A 21099-nucleotide genomic window follows, 5' to 3' on the forward strand; every position below is an offset into this window, starting at 1 on the left:
TTTGCCGCTATCGCTGGCATCCGGTGTTTTGCCGCTATCGCTGGCATCCGGTGTTTTGCCGCTATCGCTGGCATCCGGTGTTTTGCCGCTATCGCTGGCATCCGCGATTGCGCCTCGCGGCGCAGGCGTTGCCCCTGTGCGGGGCAGCACTTACTTTCTTTGCCGCGGCAAAGAAAGTAAGCAAAGAAAGCCGCTCACACCGCCAACCCTTGACTGTTACCCACGGGCTCTGAACGTCCGCACAGTTCTCGCGGCAACGCGCTGTCCCATGTCCGTTGCCAGCGCGCTGATTGGCGCCTCAACCGCTTCGTGCCCCTTCGTTGCAAGCCACGCCCTCGAATTTCCCGCGCCCCCTTGCGGCAAACCTATGTAGGCATTCGCGCCTTCAGAACACCGTCACCGCGCGACGTCTCTGCACGGTTCGAGCGCTGCCCTGTGATGCGCGGCAACCAACATACGTTTGCCGCAAAAGGACACTGAAACATCAGGGACGGGTAGCCGTTGTACGAGCGCACGAAGTGGGTGAGGCATTCATTCAGCGCGTGGGCAACGGACGAGGTCAGCACGCTGCCACGAGAACTGTGGGGACGTTCAGAGCCCGTGGACAAGGGTCAAGGATTGCGGTGTGAGCGGCTTTCTTTGCTTACTTTCTTTGCCGCGGCAAAGAAAGTAAGTGCCGCCCCGCACAGGGGCAACGCCCGCGCCGCGAGGCGCATCGCGGATGCCAGCGACAGTGGCAAAACACAACCCGCATCGCGGATGCCCGCGAAAGCGGCAAAACACCGGACGCCCGCGAAAGCGGCAAAACACGGCAAAACACCGGACGCCCGCGAAAGCTGCAAAACACCGGATGCCAGCGACAGCGGCAAAACAGAAGCAAACCGCAAAGCAAACCCAAACCTTGCGCTAGAATATCGCCCCTTCCCAAACACCTAAAAACCCACGCGCATCCGCGCGCACCCAACCTCAATGGCCAAACTTCTGTCCGACCTCGAATTCCAGCGCTTTTCCGAACTCCAGCAGAAGCAGGCAAGCTTCACCATCTCGAGCGCCGAAGCCGACGAACTGCGCGAGATCGTGTCCCGTGCGCAGCAAAAGCGCGACGACCGCGCCGCCGCGATGAAGCAGATAGAAGCGTTCATCGCTCAATTCGACATCACGCCCGACGAACTCTTTTCGGCCGAACAGATCGGCGACGCGGCGCGCAACTTCGGCCTGATTCCCGCCGCGAAAAAAGAGCGCATGCTGCCGCCGACGGTGACGTTCAACGGCAAACCCTATCAATGGACGCGCACGCTGCCCGACGAAGTGCGCGTGCCGCTCTTCGAGGCGTTCTCGGCAGGACAATCGGTGAAGTCGTTCATCGCGACGCCGAAAGACGCGCCGCGCTGCGCGGCGACGATCGCGCGCCTCGAGCGCGAAACGGGCGCGGCGTACGCGCCCGAATGGCTCGAAGAGCTGTCGATCTCCCGCGAGCAGGTCGCGGCAGCGGCCGCGAAACTCGCGGCATAAAACGAACACTCAGGCGCCGCCCGCGCTTCGTCAGCGTGTGTTCGACGAGCATGCAGGCGACGCGCCGAATCCCGGCGCGCCGCCTTTTTCTTTGTCTTCGTCCGGCTGATCCAGCGCCATCCTGAAACCGACGACGCCGGGATCTTCGGTCCGCGTCGTCGTGAAGCCGACCGCCGTTGCGAGCCCGATCATCGCCGCATTCTCGCGCAGCGCCTCGCCGATGATCCAATGTGTGCCGCGCGCGCGCGCGTACGCGATGATGCGCTCCATCAACAGGCGCCCCAGTCCCTTCCCCTTCTGGTCCGAACGCACGGCCATCGCGAACTCAGCCGTTTCGTTGTCCGGGTCCGCCACGGCGCGCACGACGCCAAGCGTGCGGATCGAGCCGTCATCGTTTTGCGTCGTCGCGATCAGCGCCATTTCGCGGTCATAGTCGATCTGCGTCATGCGCGCGAGCTGCGAATGATCGAAGCGGCTCACCGCGCCGAAGAATCGCAGGCGCAGATCGTCGGGCGTCATCGATTCGACGAACTCGCGATGCGCGGCTTCGTCTTCGGGGCGGATCGGCCGCACCGTGATGCGCTGGCCGCGCCAGTCGAGCGTTTCCTCGTAGCGGCGCGGGTACGGCATGATCGCGAAGCGCGTGCGGTTCGCCGACAGACGCAAACGCGGCGCGACGATCGCCGCGCCGTTTTTCATCACGCGCAGCGCGAGCTTGAGCGAGACGATCTCGCGTATCTCGCACACCGCTTGCGAGATCGACGTCAACGCGTTGAGGACGGGCTCGGGCGCCACCTGGCGCGAGTACGCCGAGTTCGACAGGATGTCGCGCGATAGGACCGGGTTCATCGGCGGCAGGCCGAACACGCACATCGGCCGCGCTTCGTCGTGCTCGGCCGGCGCGGTGAAACGGAACACCGGGCCGAAATTCTCGTCGTCGCGCAGCTCCACCGTGATATCGACGACGGCGTTTTCACGCGCGTCGTCGGGCACCGTTTGCAAACCGAAGTGCGCGAGCAACCGCGCCGCGTCGTCGCCTTCGAGCTCCGTCACGCCCGATGAGAGCGCCGCGCAAGCTTGCGCCTGCGCGGCGTCGATGGCTTCGGGGACGCGGGCGGGAAAGCCTTCGGGCGTCTGCATCAGCAGTTCGCGCACGAGCCGGTATTCGACCAGACGCTCGAACGCGCGCGCGAGCCGCTGCGGAGTCGTATGGACGGGAATGCCGTGCTCGTGCAACGCGTCGCGCGTCTCGCGCTTCACGCCGCCGAAAAAGCACGCGAGCAACCCGCGATACGCGTAGCGCTGGTTCGCGATCAGCGCCTGCGCGACTTCCTCGACGGGCGCGCTGTGCGTCGATGCATGTACGACGAACGCCGTGCCCGTCAAACGATGATCGGCCAGAACCTTGATCGCCGTGCCGAAATGCTCGGCAGCCGCGTCGCTGCCGAGCAACAGCGGATTGCCCGGCACGGCGCGCGGCAACGCCTGCGCGAGCGCATCGACGGTGCCGGGCGGACAGGGCGCGAGCGTGTCGCCGGCGGCCTTGAAAGCGTCGGTGGCGAGCGTCGCGACGCCGCGGTCGCTCGTGATCAGCGTCGCCGTCGCGCCCGCCGCGACGCGCCCGACGCCGAGCGTTTCGATTTCGTCGAGCAGGTCGTCGAGCGCATCGACGCGCACCATGCCCGCGCGGCGGAATGCGGCCGAATAGAGCGCATCGGCGGGATCGGAGCGCCCCGAGCGCAGCGCCAGCACCGGCTTGTTGCGTGAAGCCGCCCGCGCCGCAGACATGAACTTGCGCGCTGCCTTCACCGAATCCACTTCGAGCAGGATCGCGCGGGTGCCGGGGTCGCTCGCGAGATAGTCGAGCACGTCGCCGGCATCGACGTCGGCCTCGTCGCCGAGCGCCACCACATGCGAAAAGCCGAGACCGCGCGCATGCGCCCAGCCCAGTACGGCGTTGGTCAGCGCGTTCGACTGCGACACCCACGCGACGCCGCCCGAGCGCACCGTCACCGAGGGCGCGCCCAGATGCGCGTTGAGCGCGGGCGTCATGACGCCGACACTGCCCGGCCCGACCACGCGCAGCAGATGCGGCCGCGCGGCGGCGAGCGTGTGGCGCACATCGGCGCGGTCATTGTCGCAGCGCGAAAGGCCGACGATGATCGCCGCGCGCGTGCCGCGCCCGCCGAGCGTGTGGACGATGCCCGGCCAGGTCGGCGATGGCGTGCAGATGACGGCCACGGTCGGCGCTTCGGGCAGATCGCCCGCGTTGCCGACGCACGCGTGGCCGTCGAGCATGTCGTACTTCGGATTGACAGCCCAGGCCGGGCCGTCGAAGCCGCCTTCGATCAACCGCTTCCAGACGATCGCGCCCGTGCTGCCCGCGCGGTTCGAGGCGCCGATCACGGCGACGGACTTCGGTCGAAACAATGCGTCGAGATTGCGTACGGTCACGGTTGCTCCGCAAGTGAGGTGAGCGCGCGCCCCCAACCCGGCTGATACGGCCCATGCGGGAGATACGCGCGCGATTTCATCAGGATAGGCGAAGAGCGGGATGCGGTGATGACGGCTCCTGACGCACACCGCGGGGCGCCCCGCTCCGCCGCCGTTTCGGTCCGATGTTAGCGCAGCGCCGGGCGGACGCAAGCGCCTGCACCGGCGCGGCCGCGCCCGCCGATGCGTCGCGCGAGGCCCGCGTTCACGCCTCGCCTGGCGCACCATGTAGAATCGCCCCACGGCGCGCGGCGGCATGCCCTCGAGGCGCCGCGCCCGTCGCGTGTCTGTTCGGCGCGTCAGTCCATGAAAGCGTGCGGCAAGGCAATCCGTCGCAGGCGGAACAGAGAAGAATGATGAAACAGAAGGAAGATTTATGCGGCGTCTGCCCTCGCTGATCGCGTTGCGCTTTTTCGAAGAGACGGCACGGCACATGAGTTTCAACCGCGCCGCCGTCGCGCTGTGCGTGACGCAGGGCGCCGTCAGCCGGCAGATCAAGATTCTCGAGGAATCGCTTGGCGCGAAGCTGTTCGAGCGCGACCACAAGGGCATCCGCCTGACGACGGCCGGCCAGCAGCTTTTGCCGTGCGTGTCCGAAGCGTTCGATACGCTCGAGCGCGGCACGCGCCAGGTCACGACGGCGAAGGGCCGTCGGCGGCTCGTGCTGTCGGTGCCGCCGACCTTCGCGACGCAATGGTTTTCGCCGCGTCTGGGCTCGCTCGCCGTCGAGCTTCCAGACGTCGAACTCTCCGTGCGCACGGAACCCACCGACGATTGCCACTGCAACATCCGCTTCGGGCGCGACGCGGTGCCCGACGCGCATTCCGAACTGCTGATGATCGAGCGGCATACGCTCGTGGGCGCGCAGCGTCTTGGCGGCGAGCCGCTCGATACGCTGCTTGGAAAGCTGCCCGCGCTGCATGTCCTGCACAACGACGCGCGCCTGAACCTATGGCCGGACTGGCTCGAAAAGGCCGGACTGCCCGCGCGCTACGCCGAAAACGGCATCGAGTTCTCGACGCTCGAACAGGCGATCCACGCGGCGCGTAAAGGCGTGGGGCTGGCAATCGTCGATCGCAACATGATCGTCGAGGAACTGGGCGAAGGCAGCCTCGCGGCGATGTCGCAGATCCAGGTCAGCGGGCCTTACGGGTATTGGCTCGATATCGCGCCGCGTCACGCGGCGCTCGAACATGTGCAGGCGTTCGCGAGCTGGCTGAGAGAGCAGGTTCTGGAAATGTCGTGAGGGCTATCTGCGTGGCAGCAGCGCGTATTGCATGGCCGGCGAAGCCATTCAATTATCGGCAAGCTGGCGGCACCTGCTGTGCGACGACAGTACGCTACTTCGACGGGTCCGCCCTGCGTCCGGGGCATCAGTTGTAGGACAGGTTGAAGGTCGCTACGGCCTTCAACGTACCCGGACTGACGCTCGTGGCTGTCTGTATGTAGCGTGCCTCGAGCGCGATACTCGTGGCGCCGGATCGGGGGCCAAGGGAAGTCACGCGGGTCGCGGGCGCGTCTCGTTCTCCTGCATAGACGTAGCTCGCGGACCCCAAGGGCAGCGGCTGCATCTGATACAGCACCTGAACACCAAGGCCTGCCGCTGTCGAACCCGGTGCAAGCGTGAGGACGTTGCTCTGGTTGGAGGGCGATGTGGCATCCGTAAGGCCGATGGACGGTTCAGCGTCGCTCGCACAATCCAGCAAGATGCCGAAGGGTGTCGTTCCCGCTGTTGCGCCGACATTGGTAAAGGCCGATACGGAGACCATCGGCAGCGACACGGCGACGTCGACGGTCGTGACGGAGCAGGTCGGCACGGCGGTACCCGTGATGGTGTAGCTGAACGACAGGGTGCTGGACGCCTCGTCGCCGTTGTTCGCCCATTCCAGGTTTGGAACGTGCAGGCCCGTCGAAAAACCGAACGTTCCCACCACCGCATCGCCCAGTTTCACCAGTTCAAATGAGCCTTGCACAATGTTCGCGCCCTGTCGCGCAGGGTCGAACTGAAACGTGTCTAACGCGCCGTTGTAGTTGATTGGCAACATCGGTGTCCCCCTTGCGTCGCGGATGCGAAAACCAATCGCCCCACGCAATCCCGTCGCCGTAAAAACATCCGGCAGTCCTGGCAAGGGTGAAAGCGATCCGGAGGACAAGGTCATCGACCAGGCACCCTCACCGGGATCGACCGTGCAATTGATCGGAACAGTGAACGACGCTCGAGCGCCGGGTATCACCTCGCCGCTGGCGAGGCCCGCTGGAATGGCGACCGATGGGAGGTCGATATTCATCGGCAGTGGAGCGGTGCAGTCATTCCACTTTGCGAATGCACCGGTTGTGATGGTCGCCAGCGCAACGGCTATCGACAGATGTTTCAGGCACGCGATGAACGCGGTCAAGGCAGAGGCTCGCATAGTTGATCTCTTCACGGTGTAATTGCGCTTACATTCAGCGCTCGGCTCGACAGGCAGTGCGACTCGACGGAAACATATCCCACGTCGGTCGTGGGACGCTTCACCGGCAGCGAATACCGCACGCTGCATTGCTGCCCCGGCTCTTCGCCCCACTTCACGATGAGCGTGCCGTCGTCTTCGAGACCGCGCGCGAAGATGCGGCTGTTCTGCGCGACGACACCCACGTCCATGCCATTGCCGTCCGATACCATCGCGCCGAACGGCAGCGCGTCGCCGCCCAACTGCGGCGCGCGGATCAACGCCGCGCGGCCCATCACCGTCCGGTACTTCAGCATCACGACGGAGCCGAAGCGCGGCGCCACGCTCTCCGAAGTCGACGCGAACTCGACATCCATCGATACGCCCTTCGGGTCGAGTTCCACGGTGTTCATCGAATACGGCGTGAGGTACGGAACGACGGCGTACCCATCGGCGCCGACCTCGACGCCTGGTGCGCCCCGCACATCCGCGCCTTGCGCGCCCTTCGCCTCGACGACGCCGAACGTTTCGCTCACGGTCTGCGAGAACGTGACGCCGCCAGGATGCGCGACGATCGAGCCGCTCGCGCCCGCCGCCATCTGCGACGAATGCGCGCCGCCGCTCGCCGAGGCCGTCAGCTGCGCGTACCGGCCGCGATATGTGCCGCTTGCGCCGCCATTCACGTCGACGCCGCCCGCCGATCCGTCGCGCATCGCGCCATAGACGTTGTACGAATACTGGCTTCGATCGCCGACGGTGCCGCCCACGCTCGTCTGCAAGCTGGACTGATTGCCGCTCTGGTTGAAGCTCGCCGACAGTGTCGGCGCCCGGCGCGAGCGGCCGAGCGAAATCGTCGTCGTCAGCATGATTTCGTTCGAAGGCGTGCCGTTCGCGTTTTCAGTACGGCCCAATGTCACGCTGTATGTGCCGAACCGGTAGCCGTTCGAGTAGCCGGCCTGATAGAACACGTTGCGTCCACTGCGGTTCCAGTAGTCCTCCGCCGTGACGTTGGCGAACACTGAGCCGTAGCCGGCGAGACTCTGGCTGACCGTCAGCTGGAACTGGCCGCGCGTACGGTCGGCTGGATTGCCGACGGAGCCACCCTGGACGTAGTCGCGAAACCGTGCCGCGTCGGCGAAGTTCAGATAGCCGGCACTCGAATAGCGATAAGCGCCGAGCGCGATATTGGTGTCCGTCGAGTCGATGAACTTGCTATAGCCGATGTGCAGGCTGTGGCCTTGCAGCGATGCCTGCCCCGGCACCTGCGTACGCGCCATCGTGACATCCGCGGCAACGGCGCCGAGCGGCGTGTTAAGCGTCGCGCCCAGATTCGCGGCGACGTAGCCGCTCGCAGCGATGCCGCCGCCGTAGAGCGTCACGAGGTTCGTCAGTCCGCGCTGCACCGTAAGTTGTGCGAAGACGGGCGTCGAGCGCAGCGAATCGTTGCGAAGCTCGCCCGCCGTGAACGCGAATCGCGTGATGCCCGGCCGCAGCGATTGCGCGACGGCCGCATAGGGCACGGTAAAACTCTTTTCCCGGCCATCGGCTTCCGTCACGGTCACTTCGAGATTGCCGCCATATCCCGTCGGATAGAGGTCATCGATCTCGAACGGCCCCGGCGGCACGATCGTTTCGTAGAGGGTCTGTCCGTTCTGGTTCACGCGCACGCGGGCATTCGATTCCGCCATGCCGCGCACGATAGGCGCGTAACCGCGCAACGACTCCGGCAGCATGCGGTCGTCGGTTGCGATCTGTGCGCCCCGAAACGCGAAGCTGTCGAACACGTCGCCCGTCGTGTGAGACTCGCCCACGACCGCTTGCGACTTCAGCTTCGTCACGTCGTGCTGAACGAACGTCGCGATGGCATCGAACTGCGTTTTCTGACCGGTCATCGCCGTCAGCGACGACTGGTGCCGGAAATGCCAGCCGCCGACATTCACGCCGACATTGACGCCGAGGTATCCCTGCGTCGAGCGGGCGCCGCCGTTGTTGAACTGGTACGCATTCGCGCTATAGCTGACGAAGCCGGCATTCACGCCGTTGTCCCATAGCTCCGGCGACACATAGCCGCGCGCCCTGTTGCGTATGTACATTTGCGGAATCGAGATCTCGAGCTTCTGTTCGTTGAAGTCGAAATCGACCGTGGCCTGCGGCACGGCAGTGCTCACGTCGATGCATGCCGTGGCCGCTTCCGAAGTCGCGCGGGCCTCGCCGGCAGCGATACGTGAGAAATCGACGCCCCAATGCTCGAGCATCTTGCGCGCAAAGCACGGACGTGTGCTTCCGTCTTCGCCGGCAGGCACGAAGCGAACATCGTCGCGCGCGATACGCATGCCATTGAGCCAGATGTCCACGTTGTAGCTGCCTGGCGCCACGTTACTGCCGCGCTCAAAGCGCGAGACATCGACGGCCGCGCCAGAGCGCAGAAACAGGCCGTCGAAGTCGACGTTTTTCGGCGCGTCGCTGGCCGCCGCATACTCCCCGTGCATGGCTGCAACGACAGCGAACGCGCACCGCACCAGCACGGCAGCGGGACGCAACACGAGCGACCTCGTCACCGTGGACAACCTGCTGCGCGAATGAAGACGATGCAAAGAGGACATGTGTCAGGAATCGTGCGCACGAATGCCGCGCCCCGTTGTGGATGAGTGAATTGACGGATTGACGGCAAGCCAGCGCGGCAGCCCACTGACGATCGCGAGCCTGCGAACGGCGCGGACGCAGAGGACCCGCCGTGCGCAATCGCGCACGTCGTCACATCCCGGAACAGCAGGAGAAAACTTCGCGACCGCGAACCCGGCCGCTCATGGAACTACGGCATGCGACTAAGGCACGATGTCCGCGTCGCCCTCGATTGCGCCGCCAAAGTCGCTGATGGCGGTGTAACGAACCCGGCCTGAATGCACGCGATCCATCGCCGGCATCGGGACGATCTCTTTGCTGTACGGCGCGACCATGCCGCCTCTCGCGTTCTCGAAAGTGCGGCCATTGGCCGAAACCGCGATCTTGCTGTATGAGACGTGAAAGGCCGTCGGATTCGACAAGGCGAGCGACTGTCCAGCACCATCGGCGGATGACACGATCTTCCAGGCAATCTGGCGCGGTGCGTCATCCGGTGAGCCGGGCAAATCAGGTGGACGCGCGAAGACCTTGATGCGGGTACGGTAAGCAATCTGCAACGTATTCACGTCCGATCGGGCCGCTGCTTTCGGCGGAATGTCCAGCACATTGAGCCAGTAGACCGTTTCCCGATCCTGACGCAGCGCTTCGCCGCCATTGATTACACGCAGCGTTTGCGACTTCTTCGGGTCCATGCGGAAGATCGGTGGCGTGATCACGAAGGGCACTGCGCTGTCGTCAGGATTCGCGTTCGCATCGCCGCCATCCATCCAAACCTGTACGAGTGACGGGTTCTTGCTGTCGTTGGTCAGCTTGACGGTCACTTCCCGCTCGTCGAGCGGATAGATCACGCGCGTGCCGCCGATCGTCACGCTGGCGAGCGCGCCGCCCGCGGCTATCGATCCCGCCAGCACGGCGGCGGTCCAACGGACTAGTGCTGCTGGCATCATCGGAGTCTTCATGAATGTCGACGGTCAGATCGATCAGGGCGTGCACGAAAGTCCACGCCCTGACGACAACGGTTACTGATACTGCATCGTGTACTGAACCGATGTGCTCACGTTGCCCGGTTGGGCTTCACCCGTTGCGTAGTACTGCGCGAAATAGTTCAGCGTGGCCGCCCCGCCCGTGATCGTTGCACCATCGGTGCTGATATCGTTGTTGTCTTGCGTCAGGATGCTAATAGGCTCGGTCTTCGCATTCAGAAGACGGACCTGCACGTTTTGCGCCGGCGACGCAGAGGCCTGATTCACGAGATTGCCGCTCGCCTGGTCAACCGTCGGTCCGTTTTCGAAATGCGCGATAGCTTTCGTTGCGGTGCCCGAACAACCGCTCAGCGAAAGCCTGATGTCGCCGAGATTCGACGTGCCCGCTGTCGCGCCAACCGACGTCAACGAGCTAGCCGGCACATTGGGCAAAGTCACCGCCACGTCGGCGGGCGAACCGCTCGCCGCGCCATTGATCGAGCAAGTGGTGTCGGACACGGAACCATTGATCGTGATCGTGCCATCGGCTGCCTCGGCAGCCGTCGAAAGCAATCCGACCAAGCCCGCGAAGACGGCTGCAGAGAGGACGCGTTTTTGCATATTGATGCTCCAGAAAATGTACAGATAAAAGTGCCTCTTCGATCTTCACGACTAACGCCGCAGCATTGCGTCAACCCGCTTTCGCCGACCACGGCGATCCGCGTCCGATACGCGACTGCCCACCGACCCAGTCGTGCAAAGCATCTCGAATAGCGACAGGTGTGCGTATCGAAGACGAAACGCATCACCTTGAAGCACGATGCCGCCGTTGAGATAAGTGGAAGCAATGAAGGTCAATCGAATGTCCCGCGAAGCTTTGACGAATCATCGTTAGCGGGCCGTTATCGAACATTACATTTAGCTTCCAACCTCGATGGAAAAGTATCATTGACGATCAAGGGTCCTAAATGAGTAATGTCAACAACACGCCCGGTTGTTGAAGAAGCAACCTTGTTGAATATGCAAGCTGGTTCGCGTCTTTCCTTGTTATGCGCAATAAAAAAGCCCGAAGCGCCTTCAAAGGCGCTTCGGGCTTTTTTGCCGAAAAATGATCCGTTATGTGATGCGTGTCGGACGCCGCTGACGTCGCAGACGCAAACGCCTACATACCCTTCCTGAACGGCGCGCCCGAATGTTCGCGCAGTTCGTTGAACACGATCTTCGGCCACGCCTTCTGCGCGACTTCGATCTCGGAGATGTGCGACGCGAGGTACGTCGGAGCGTCGGCGGCATCGTGGGCGATACGCGGCGAGTACGAATCGCAAAAGCGGCGCAGTTCAGCCGCATCGTCGCAGGTCACCCAGCGCGACATCCGGTAGCGCGCGGGCGACATCCGCACGTCGACCTTGTATTCCGTCGACAGACGGTGCGACACCACTTCGAACTGCAGTTGCCCGACTGCGCCGAGAATCATCAACCCGCCGGCGACGGGCTTGAACACCTGGATTGCGCCCTCTTCACCGAGTTGCTTCAGCGCTTCGCCGAGCTGCTTCGCGCGCATCGGATCGACCACTTCGACCGTCTGGAAGATTTCCGGCGCGAAGAACGGCAAGCCGACGAATTGCAGCAGTTCGCCTTCCGTCAGCGTATCACCGAGACTGAGCGTGCCGTGATTCGGAATGCCGATGATGTCTCCCGCGTAAGCCTCGCTGACCGTCTCGCGGCGCTGCGACAGAAAGGTCACCACGTTGTTCGCGCGGAACGTCTTGTTGTTGCGCGTGACCTTCAACGCCATGCCGCGCTCGAAGCGTCCCGAGCACACGCGGATAAACGCGACGCGGTCGCGGTGCGCGAGGTCCATGTTCGCCTGCACCTTGAACACGACGCCCGTGAACTTCGGCTCGTCGGGCTGCACCGGGCGCTGCACCGTCATGCGCGCGGACGGCGGCGGCGCGAGATCGACGAGCGCGTCGAGAATTTCCTTCACGCCGAAGTTGTTGATCGCCGAGCCGAACAGCACGGGCGACTGCTGGCCCGCGAGGAATTCGTCGCGATCGAAGGTGGGCGTCGCGCCCGTGATCAGGTCGATCTCTTCCTTCGCGCGCACCCACGCGTGACCGAAGCGGCGCTCGCCTTCATCGTCGCCGGGCGCGCGCAGCGTCTCGACCTCGCCGCCGATCGTGTCCTGACCGGCGCGGAACACGCGCACCTGATCGTTCTGGATGTCATAGACGCCCTGGAAGTCCTTGCCCATGCCGATCGGCCAGGTGAACGGCACGGCGGAGACGCCCAGATGCTGTTCGATTTCGTCGAGCAGATCGAGCGGCTCGCGCACTTCTCGGTCGAGCTTGTTGATGAACGTGACGATCGGCGTCTTGCGGCTGCGGCACACTTCGAGCAGCTTCAGTGTTTGCGCTTCGACGCCGTTCGCGCCGTCGATCACCATCACGGCGGCATCGACGGCAGTGAGCACGCGATACGTGTCTTCGGAGAAGTCTTCGTGACCCGGTGTGTCGAGCAGATTGATCACGCAGTCGCCGTACTCGAACTGCATCACCGAACTGGCGACGGAAATGCCACGCTGCTTTTCGATCTCCATCCAGTCGGACGTCGCGTAGCGGTTGCTCTTGCGGCCCTTCACGGTGCCCGCGATCTGAATCGCGCCCGAGAACAGCAGGAGCTTTTCGGTCAGCGTGGTCTTACCCGCGTCCGGGTGGGAAATGACCGCGAACGTGCGGCGGCGTTTGAGTTCGGAGACTGACATCGTGTGAGGCGGCTATTAGGGTCGGGCCTGGCGGCCTGGTCCGGCTGACAAGGGCTGACGCGGGCTTTTCCGCGTAGCGGCCGTTCGCGGCGATGATGCGACGGAATCGCCGGCGGAGCCGAGCGTAGGGACGAATGATACACGTCATGGCGCTCGGGCATGGAAATCGGCCATCTTCCGCACCGCTGCATCGCGACGGCGCCATGCGTCCGAGATATGTCAGTTGTAGGACAGATTGAACGTCGCGACAGCCTTAACGGTTCCAGGATTGACGCTCGGCGCCGTCTGTATGTAGCGTGCCGTGAAGGCGACGCTGGTGTCGCCGGATCGGGTGCCGAGGGAAGTCACGTTGGTCACGGGCGCGCTGCCCGAGTATGCGTAGCTCACGGGTCCCAACGGCAGTGGCTGCATCTGATACAGCACCTGAACGCCCAGGCCTCCCGCCGTCGAATCGCCGGAAAGCGTGAGGACATTGCTCTGGTTGGAGGGCGCTGCGGCATCCGTGAGGCTGATGGATGGTTTCGCGTTGCTCGCGCAATTCAGCGAGATGCCGAATGGCGTCGTTCCTGCCGTCGCGCCCACACCCGTGAAGGCAGATCTGGACACCATGGGCAGCGACACGGCTACGTCGGTGGTGGTGACCGAGCAGGTGGGCACAGCGGTGCCCGTCACCGTGTACTTAAACGATACGGTGCTGCTTGCCTGGGCACCGTTGTTCGCCCATTCCTGATTTTGAACATGCACCATTGCTGAAAAGCCGAATGTACCCACCACCGCATCGCTCGTTTTGACCAGCTCGAACGAACCTTGCACGATGTTCGCACCCAGTTGTGCTGTCCCGAACTGGAACGTATTGAACGAGCCGGCGTTGTTGATGGGCGTCATCGTCGCTCCTGAGGAATCGCGGATGCGAAAACCGATTCCGGCCCCCAATCCTGGTACCGTATAGACATCCGAATAGCCGGATACGAGCGAGAACGCTCCCGAGGACGCCGTCATCCACCACACTCCACCGGGATTGACCGTGCAATTGATTGGGATGCTGAACGACGCTCGCGCGCCGGGTATCGTCTGGCCATTTGGGAGGTTTGCGGGAATGCCGACCGATGGGATGTTGACCGTCATGGGCAGCGGGGCGGTGCAGTCGTTGTACCGCGCGAAAGCGCCCGTTGCGAAGCTCGCCAACGAGACGGTCATCAATAGACGTTTGATGCATGCGATGCACGTGCTGAAGATTGAAGCTTGCATAGTTGATCGTTTCACTGTGTAACGGCGCTCGCAGTCAGCGCTTCACTCGACAGGCAATGCGCCTCCACCGACGCATACGCCACCTCCACCTTGCCGCCCTTCACCGGCAACGAATACCTCAAAGCTGCACTGCTGCGCTTGCCTCACTTCACCGTCAACGTGCCGTTGTCGAGCCCGCGCACAAAAATCCAGCTGTCCCGCGCGACAACGCCCACGTTACGGCCCATTGCCATCCGTCACTTCCGTACCGCTTCCGTCACCTCTCGCGCGGCGCGCGAGGGAACACAACGCGCCGCGGCACGCGGCGCTCTACTGGTAGCTCATCGTGAAAATCGCCGTCGCGCGCACAGTTCCCGACACCACGGGCGCCGCGCCGAGTCGATAGTATTGGACATAAAACGGAAACGACATGTTGCCCGTCGTGCTGGACGTCAGCACCAGCGGATTGCCGAGCACGAGCGGAGCTTGGCTCGAATCGAGCAACTGCACGCCGATTCCCGTGGCCGTACCGAGGTTGCCCAGAACCGACGCGACGCCAGTCGTGCCGGACGTCGAATTGAAGGTCACCGATACCTTCACGCCTGTCTGGCAATTCAACCCCAGAGAAAACGGCGTTTTCGCCGCAACGGTCCCGGCGGCGGGGAACATCGCGGGGCTGACGGTCGCGAGCGGAATGGTCTGGTTCGCCGTCGCTGCAGTCACCGAGCACGTCACCGCGCGTATGGGAGCGCTCGCCACCGTCATGGTGTTGGCGCCGTTGTTCAGCGTAAAACCCGTGTTGAGCACGCCCGTGTAGTAGACAATGCTCGACATTGTGCCGCTGCCGACCGCCCCCGTCTTGACCAGTTCGACCGACCCGGATACGTCGAAACTCCCATCGGCTCCCGTGTTCCCCAACGATGAGGTCGTCGAGCATGCGCCCGTACCCACCATCGGATTGCCGCCGGAATCGCGCATGCGCACGCCGACACCCGCGATACTGGTGGGATAGACCCCCGTCATTCCGGCGACAGGCGTACCCGAATTCAGGCACGCGACGACCGGCTTGCTAAAGGTCGCACTGGATGTACATTTGCCGACAATGTGAAACGACTGAACGGTGCCCGGAATGGCATCGCCCACGGCAACCGCGTTTCCGACCGCGACGGCTCCGTAGGTGAACGTCGTGGGCAGCCCCGTCGACGTTGTGCAATCGGCTTGTGCATGAGTACTGAAGCCGATCGTCAATATGAGCACGCAAAAGACGAGAAGCAGACGGCGCAGTTTGCTGGAAATGTTCATCGCGTTGCCTGAGACGGATGCGTGGCGCTCGAACGCGACGCCCGGTTCACACTTCTACTGATACGACATCGTGAAGGTCGCCAGCGCCTTGACACTGCCCGACGAAACCGTGCCGGTTCGCACGTAGCGTGCGCTCAGCGGCACCTGAAGCGTGCCGTCCGGCGAATCGCCAATCACCCATTGGTTCGTATTTCCCGGCGCAGCCGAATCCGCACCAAACGACACGGCAGTACCGGCGCTGTTGAGCACTTGAATCCCAACGCCCTGCGCAGTCGAGTCATTCGATAACGTCAGCGTATTGGTGCGGTTAGCTGGGTTGACGCTGTCGGTCAGCGTGATCAGGACTTTCGCGCCCGAGGCACAGGCAAGCGACAATTGGAACGCTTGCGATGCGGTGACCGCCCCGATCCCGGAAGCGAATGCCTTTGTGTCAGAGTTGGGAAGGTAGACGTACACATTGGACTGATTGATCGAGCAAGTGGCGTGAACGAATTGGCCGGTCGCCGCCCCCGTGTAGAGCGAACCCTTATTCCAGGACGTATTCTGATCGCTCTCTGTATACGTGATTGTCACAACCGGGACGGTTGAAAGTGTCCGGGTGCCTGGCGCGATCGTGCCTGTAACAACCAGCGTCGGCGTGACGGTTATGTCAGCGTTCTGGTAGGGACCGTCCAAAGGTCCGCTGAAGTAACAACCGACCTGCGCCTGCCCGTTGGTCACGACGACATGCGCGGCATTGCATTGCGCCGAATCGAAGGTGTAACGAACCCCGATGCCAGCGATATTGGTCTGGTAGACATCGGTGAATCCGGGCGCGAGCTGCGTCGTGGCGAAATTGGCGTAGTTGGTCGCCGCAGTCACGTTGTTCACACGGTTCACAAAGTGGCAGCTCATCTGGAACGTACTGGGTGTAAGGCTGGCCAGTGTTTGCCCGACCGGCGCGCCGACAGGCACGGAAATGGTTCCTGCCGAAAGCGTCAAGGAGATATTGGCAACCTCGCATGCGATGTTCGCGTGCGCGAATACGGGCGTCACACCGACGAGCACGAGCAGAGCAAGGCGCAGGACCCGCCGCAGATGCGCAAAATCAAGCCAGAGGATTCGACGTGCGTGATGCGCGGATGCCGACTTCATCATTTCCGTGGTGAACATTTCAAGGGTCCCCTTGTTTGGCTCAGCCCTGTTGAGCGGAACCGACGTCGGCGCGGACGGGTTTGTTCGCGCCAACGCAATGCCCTTCCAGCGACATATACACATCCCCGGGCTTGTCGGTCGCAACCGGCAGTGAATACTGAACCCGGCACACGTTGCCATCCTGCTCGCCGAGCTTCACAACCAGCGTCCCGCTCTCTTCGAGCCCGCGCGCAAAAATCCGGCTGTCCTGCGCGACGACGCCCACGTTATGCCCATTGCCATCCGTCACTTCGGCGCCGAACGGCAGCGCTTCGCCGCTGAGTTGCGGCGCGCGGATCAGCGCCGCGCGGCCCGTCTCGGTCTTGTACTTCAGCATCACGACCGAACCAAGCCGCGGCGCGACATGTTCCGACGTCGATTCGAACTCGACACCCGTCGACGAGCCCTTCGGATCGATATCGACCGTATTCATTCCATACGGCGTCAGGAACGGCACGACTGCGTAGCCGTGCGAATCCACCTTCACGCCCGTTGCGCTCGACACCGACGCGCCTGCCGCGCCCTTCGCCTCGACGATGCCGAACGTGTCGCCGACCGTCTGCGAGAACGTGACACCGCCCGGATGCGCAACGACCGAGCCGCTCACACCCGCCGCCACCTGCGACGAATGCGCGCCGCCGCTCGCCGACGCCGTCACCTGCGCATACGGCGCGCGCCAGTTGCCGCTCACGCCGCCGTTCGCATCGACATCGGCCGATGAACTCTTGCTCGCAGAGCCGTATGCGTTGTACGAGTACTGGTTGTTCTCGCCCGCCGTCCCGCTGATGCTCGACTGCATGCCCGATGCGCCCGTGCCCGCGCTGAGGTTGGTCGTCAGCATCGGTGCGTGCTGCGTATGGCCAAGCGGAATCGTCGTGCTCACCATGATCTCGTTCGACAGCGTGCCGTCCGAGCTGCGCGTGCGGCCCGCAGTCACACTATAGGTGCCGAACCTGAAGCCATTCGAGTAACCCAGCTGATAGAACACGTCGTGGCTCGGCCTGTTCCAGTAATGCTGCGACGACACCGTCGCGAACACCGAGCTGCCGTTCTTCAGATTCTGGTTGACCGTCAGTTGCAGTCGGCCGCGCTCGTGGGCGGCGGCGTTGACGTCGCCGTCATGCAGCGCGACGTCGCGCACGCGGGCGGCATCGTCGAAACCCAGATAGCCCGCCGTCGAGTAGCGATACGCGCCGAGCGCGATGTTGGTGTCCGTCAAATCGATGAACTTGCTGTAGCCGATGTGCAGGCTCTGCCCCTGTTGCGTCTCCGAGCCGGGAATCTGCGTGCGCGCCGTCGTGACGTCGGCGGCGAGCGCGCCGTACTTCGTGTTGAACGCCGCGCCGAGATCCGCCGCGATATAGCCGTTCGACGCAATGCCGCCGCCATAGATCGTGACGAGATTCGTCAGGCCGCGCTGCATCGTGATTTGCCCGAACACGGGCTTCGTCTGCAGCGAGTCGTCGCGCAACTGGCCTGCCGTGAACGCGAAGCGCGTCGTGCCCGGGCGCAACGACTGCGCGACGGCGGCATACGGCACCGTGAAGCTCTTCGTGCGGCCGTCGGCTTCCGTCACGGTCACATCGAGATTGCCACCATAGCCGGTCGCATACAGATCCCTGATCTCGAACGGACCGGGCGACACATTCGTTTCGTAGATCACCTGGCCGTTCTGGCGCACCGTCACGCGCGCGTTCGATTCCGCCGTGCCGCGCACGACAGGCGCATAGCCGCGCAGCGATTCCGGCAGCATGCGGTCGTCGGTGGCGATCTGCGCGCCGCGAAACGATACGCTGTCGAACATGTCGCCCGTCGTTTGCGCGTCGCCGAGGGTCGCCTGCGCGCGCAGCTTCGTGATGTCGTGCTGCACGTACGTGGCGATATTGTCGAACTGCGTGGGCTGGCCCGTGGCCGCCGTCGTCGACGACTGATGACGGAAGTGCCAGCTGCCGATATTCACACCCGCGTTCAGACCGAGATATTCCTGCACCGAATGCATGTTGCCTGCGTTCGTCTGATAGACGTTCGCGTTGTAGCTCAGAAAGCCCGCGTTCACGCCTTTGTCCCACAGCTCCGGTGACACGTAGCCGCGCGCCATGTTGCGCATGAACTTCTGCGGAATCGAAATGGACAGCTTCTGCTCGGTGAAGTCGAAATCGACCGTTGCTTCCGGTATCAGCGTGCTGACATCGACACACGCGTCAGCCGATTCTTTCGATGGGCGTTGCGCTTCGTTGCGCGGCAGTGTCGCAAAGTCGAGGCCGAAGGTTTCGAGCATCTTGCGCGTCAGACACGCGCGGGCATTTTCGCCTTCGCGCGTCGCGACGAAGCGCACGGTGTCGCGCGCGACGTGATTGCCGTTCACGCTGATATCGACGCTATAGTCGCCGGGCGTCACGATGTTGCCGCGCGCGAGGCGCGCGATGTCGACGCGTTGCGTGTCGATCTGCAGGAACGTCGTGTCGAACTTCGGCGCGTCGCCTTGTTCGGCTGCACATGCTGGGCTCATGCTTGTGATTGCAAACACCGACAGCACCACTGCCGTGACGGGATTCAAGACGAACGACCCGGACACTGCGCTGGCAGCGACTTTCGATTGACGTTGGCGTGAGGGCTTCATGATCCGATAACTTCGATTGCGAAAAACTTCGGCCTGTTGATCAGGTACGAATCGATGTTATGGATTTATGAGATAGGAGTATCTAAGACGACTCCTAATTTGGAGATATTGAAGAGCCTTGTTTGGCATGGCGCAGCGCGATTCGCAAGATGACGCGTCCACGTCTTTTCGAGATATGAGGGAAAAGAGATGCGTCGAATACAGCGACACATCATGAAGCACGAATTGTGGCTCAAGGAGCGATGGACGAATCGCCTTCGATCGCGCCGCCGAAGTCGTTGATCGCGATGTAGTGCACGTTGCCGGACTGCACGCCGTTCATCTGAGGCACGTCGATGATTTCCTTGCCGTGCGGCGCGACCATGCCGCCCTTTTCGTTCTTGTACGTCGCGCCGTTGGCCGACACCGTGATCTCGCTGAACGACACGTGATACGCCGTCGGATTCGACACCGCCAGCGCCTGCCCCTTGCCTTGCGGCGCGGGCACGACCTTCCAGTCGAGCTGCCGCGGCGCTGCGTCTGGCGTGCCGGGCAGTTTCGGCGGACGCACGAAGACCTTGATGCGCGTGCGATAGGCAAATTGCAGCGTGTTAGCGTCGGGCGCGGCATCGGCTTTGGGCGGCACATCCAGCACATTGAGCCAATAGACCGACTCGCGATCCTGCGGCAACGCATCGCCTGTGTACATCACGCGCAACGTCTGCGCCTTGCCCGCGTCCATGCGGAAAATCGGCGGCGTGATCACGAACGGTGTCTTGCTCTCCGCAGGCTTTGTATTGGGGTCGCCGTCGTCCATCCAGACCTGCACCAGCGACGGCGTGTGGCTGTCATTGTTCAGCTTGACGGTCACCTCGCGCTGATCGAGCGGATACACGACCCGCGTGCCGCCGATCGTCACGCTCGCTTGCGCCGCGCCAGCGAACAGCGCACACGCCACACCCAGACCCGCCAGCAACCGGCCCAACGATTTCATCGCTTTACCTCTAGTCACGCATTGTTCGAAACAACCCGGTCAGGAAGGCGTTTGCCGAAACAGACGCCCTCCGGATGCCGCTTACTGGTACTGCATCGTGTATTGCACCGACGTGTTCACACTGCCCGCCTGTGCCTTGCCCGTCGCGTAGTACTGCGCGAAGTAGTTCAGTGTCGCCGCACCGCCCGAGATCGTCGCGCCGTTGGTGGCGACGGCGTTGTTCGTGTTGGTCAGAACGTTGATCGGCTGCATCTGCGCGTTCAGCAGACGCACCTCGACATTCTGTGCCGGCGAAGCGCTCGCCTCGTTGACGAGGTAGCCGCTGCTCTGGTCGACGGTAGGCCCGTTCTCGAAGCGCGCAACAGCCTTGGTTGCGGCGCCCGAGCAGCCCGTCAGCGCGAACTGGATGTCGCCGAGATTCGACGTGCCGGCCGTCGCGCCAGCCGCCGACAGCGAGCCCGTGGGAACCGTCGGCAAGGTCGCGCTAACGTTCGCGGGCGAGCCGGTCGTGACGCCGTTGATCGAGCAGGTCGTGTCCGACACGGCGCCGTTGATCGTGATCGTGCCGTCAGCGGCGTGCGCGTTGATCGACAGAAGGCTGGCGGCCCCAAGAGCGGCGGCGGCGACGGTGGGAATAATGCGCTTTTTCATAGTGGTGCTCTTTAAGAAATCTCATTGAACAAAGGATTGCTTCGTAAAACCAGCGGTACGACATTCAGCTTGTCAGGCCGCACCGCTTACGCCGTTCGCTTGTGCCTGGTCGGTTATGACCGTCTTGCGATGTACAGCATGTGAAGAATCTTAAAAAACCTTTGATCGAGAATCTTTAAGAGAAGTCTCAATTTTCTGAGATATGAAGAATCTACATCTTTTCGATCTAGAACAAACCACGCAACGAACTGAGCGAACACCTTTGCGTTATTGAGACTCATTGTCGATTTACGCGATACGTCCGATGAATCTCAGCAACGGCCCTCGTATCTCGGAAAGACACGGACGACGCACCGCAATTCGCGATTCGC

The 21099-nt window shown here is 63.0% G+C and carries 17 protein-coding genes; 5 read left to right on the forward strand and 12 right to left on the reverse strand.

What is annotated here, in order from left to right:
• The 3 genes from J8I87_RS23860 to J8I87_RS23870 all read left to right on the forward strand — a co-directional run.
• Window positions 1-233, forward strand: a 233-nt coding sequence (locus J8I87_RS23860; protein ID WP_209934435.1) for a hypothetical protein, incomplete at its 5' end; no start/stop codon positions are given.
• 367 nt (window positions 234-600) lie between these two features.
• A complete protein-coding gene (locus tag J8I87_RS23865; RefSeq protein ID WP_209934437.1) occupies window positions 601-936 on the forward strand; it encodes a hypothetical protein in 336 nt (111 codons plus the stop codon).
• A gap of 33 nt (window positions 937-969) precedes the next feature.
• Entirely contained in the window at window positions 970-1512 is a 543-nt protein-coding gene (locus J8I87_RS23870) for a hypothetical protein (protein ID WP_209934438.1), read from the forward strand.
• 30 nt (window positions 1513-1542) lie between these two features.
• Here J8I87_RS23870 and J8I87_RS23875 read toward each other — a convergent pair whose 3' ends face one another.
• A complete protein-coding gene (locus J8I87_RS23875; protein ID WP_209934439.1) occupies window positions 1543-3966 on the reverse strand; it encodes a GNAT family N-acetyltransferase in 2424 nt (807 codons plus the stop codon).
• Between the two features lie 415 nt (window positions 3967-4381).
• Between J8I87_RS23875 and J8I87_RS23880 the strand changes: the two genes are divergently transcribed.
• Window positions 4382-5251, forward strand: coding sequence for a LysR family transcriptional regulator (locus J8I87_RS23880; protein ID WP_209934440.1), 870 nt, complete (start codon window positions 4382-4384; stop codon window positions 5249-5251).
• Window positions 5252-5378: 127 nt separating this feature from the next.
• On the opposite strand, the gene J8I87_RS23885 is transcribed toward J8I87_RS23880, so the two are convergent.
• From J8I87_RS23885 to J8I87_RS23910, 6 genes are all read right to left on the reverse strand, one after another.
• Window positions 5379-6401 (reverse strand): fimbrial protein, encoded by a 1023-nt coding sequence (locus J8I87_RS23885; protein WP_209934441.1) that lies wholly within the window; start codon window positions 6399-6401, stop codon window positions 5379-5381.
• Window positions 6402-6427: 26 nt separating this feature from the next.
• Complete coding sequence (locus J8I87_RS23890) at window positions 6428-8977, reverse strand: fimbria/pilus outer membrane usher protein (RefSeq protein ID WP_313065628.1); 2550 nt, start codon at window positions 8975-8977, stop codon at window positions 6428-6430.
• A gap of 282 nt (window positions 8978-9259) precedes the next feature.
• Entirely contained in the window at window positions 9260-10003 is a 744-nt protein-coding gene (locus J8I87_RS23895) for a molecular chaperone (protein ID WP_209934444.1), read from the reverse strand.
• A 72-nt stretch (window positions 10004-10075) separates the two neighbouring features.
• On the reverse strand, window positions 10076-10639 hold the full coding sequence (locus tag J8I87_RS23900; protein ID WP_209934445.1) for a fimbrial protein: 564 nt from the start codon (window positions 10637-10639) through the stop codon (window positions 10076-10078).
• A gap of 541 nt (window positions 10640-11180) precedes the next feature.
• Window positions 11181-12782 carry a peptide chain release factor 3 gene (locus tag J8I87_RS23905; RefSeq protein ID WP_209934446.1) on the reverse strand — a complete coding sequence of 534 codons (1602 nt, stop codon included), beginning with the start codon at window positions 12780-12782 and terminating at the stop codon, window positions 11181-11183.
• 219 nt (window positions 12783-13001) lie between these two features.
• Window positions 13002-13781 (reverse strand): fimbrial protein, encoded by a 780-nt coding sequence (locus J8I87_RS23910; RefSeq protein ID WP_209934447.1) that lies wholly within the window; start codon window positions 13779-13781, stop codon window positions 13002-13004.
• A gap of 25 nt (window positions 13782-13806) precedes the next feature.
• On the opposite strand from J8I87_RS23910, the gene J8I87_RS23915 reads away from it, so the two are divergent.
• Complete coding sequence (locus J8I87_RS23915) at window positions 13807-14052, forward strand: hypothetical protein (RefSeq protein ID WP_209934448.1); 246 nt, start codon at window positions 13807-13809, stop codon at window positions 14050-14052.
• A gap of 287 nt (window positions 14053-14339) precedes the next feature.
• Here the strand turns inward: J8I87_RS23915 and J8I87_RS23920 are convergent, their stop codons facing one another.
• The 5 genes from J8I87_RS23920 to J8I87_RS23940 all read right to left on the reverse strand — a co-directional run bounded on the left by J8I87_RS23920 (window position 14340) and on the right by J8I87_RS23940 (window position 20728).
• Window positions 14340-15311, reverse strand: a complete 972-nt coding sequence (locus J8I87_RS23920) for a fimbrial protein (protein ID WP_209934449.1) — start codon at window positions 15309-15311, stop codon at window positions 14340-14342.
• A gap of 54 nt (window positions 15312-15365) precedes the next feature.
• Window positions 15366-16463: a fimbrial protein gene (locus J8I87_RS23925; RefSeq protein ID WP_209934450.1), complete on the reverse strand. Its 1098-nt coding sequence runs from the start codon at window positions 16461-16463 to the stop codon at window positions 15366-15368.
• 22 nt (window positions 16464-16485) lie between these two features.
• The gene (locus J8I87_RS23930; RefSeq protein WP_209934452.1) at window positions 16486-19104 is read right to left on the reverse strand and encodes a fimbria/pilus outer membrane usher protein; all 2619 of its coding nucleotides are present in this window, start codon (window positions 19102-19104) and stop codon (window positions 16486-16488) included.
• A 232-nt stretch (window positions 19105-19336) separates the two neighbouring features.
• Window positions 19337-20077, reverse strand: a complete 741-nt coding sequence (locus J8I87_RS23935; RefSeq protein ID WP_209934453.1) for a fimbria/pilus periplasmic chaperone — start codon at window positions 20075-20077, stop codon at window positions 19337-19339.
• Window positions 20078-20158: 81 nt separating this feature from the next.
• Window positions 20159-20728 carry a fimbrial protein gene (locus J8I87_RS23940; RefSeq protein WP_209934454.1) on the reverse strand — a complete coding sequence of 190 codons (570 nt, stop codon included), beginning with the start codon at window positions 20726-20728 and terminating at the stop codon, window positions 20159-20161.
• Window positions 20729-21099: the final 371 nt, after the last annotated feature.

The organism is Paraburkholderia sp. LEh10 (genome assembly GCF_017814945.1).
GTDB lineage: Bacteria > Pseudomonadota > Gammaproteobacteria > Burkholderiales > Burkholderiaceae > Paraburkholderia.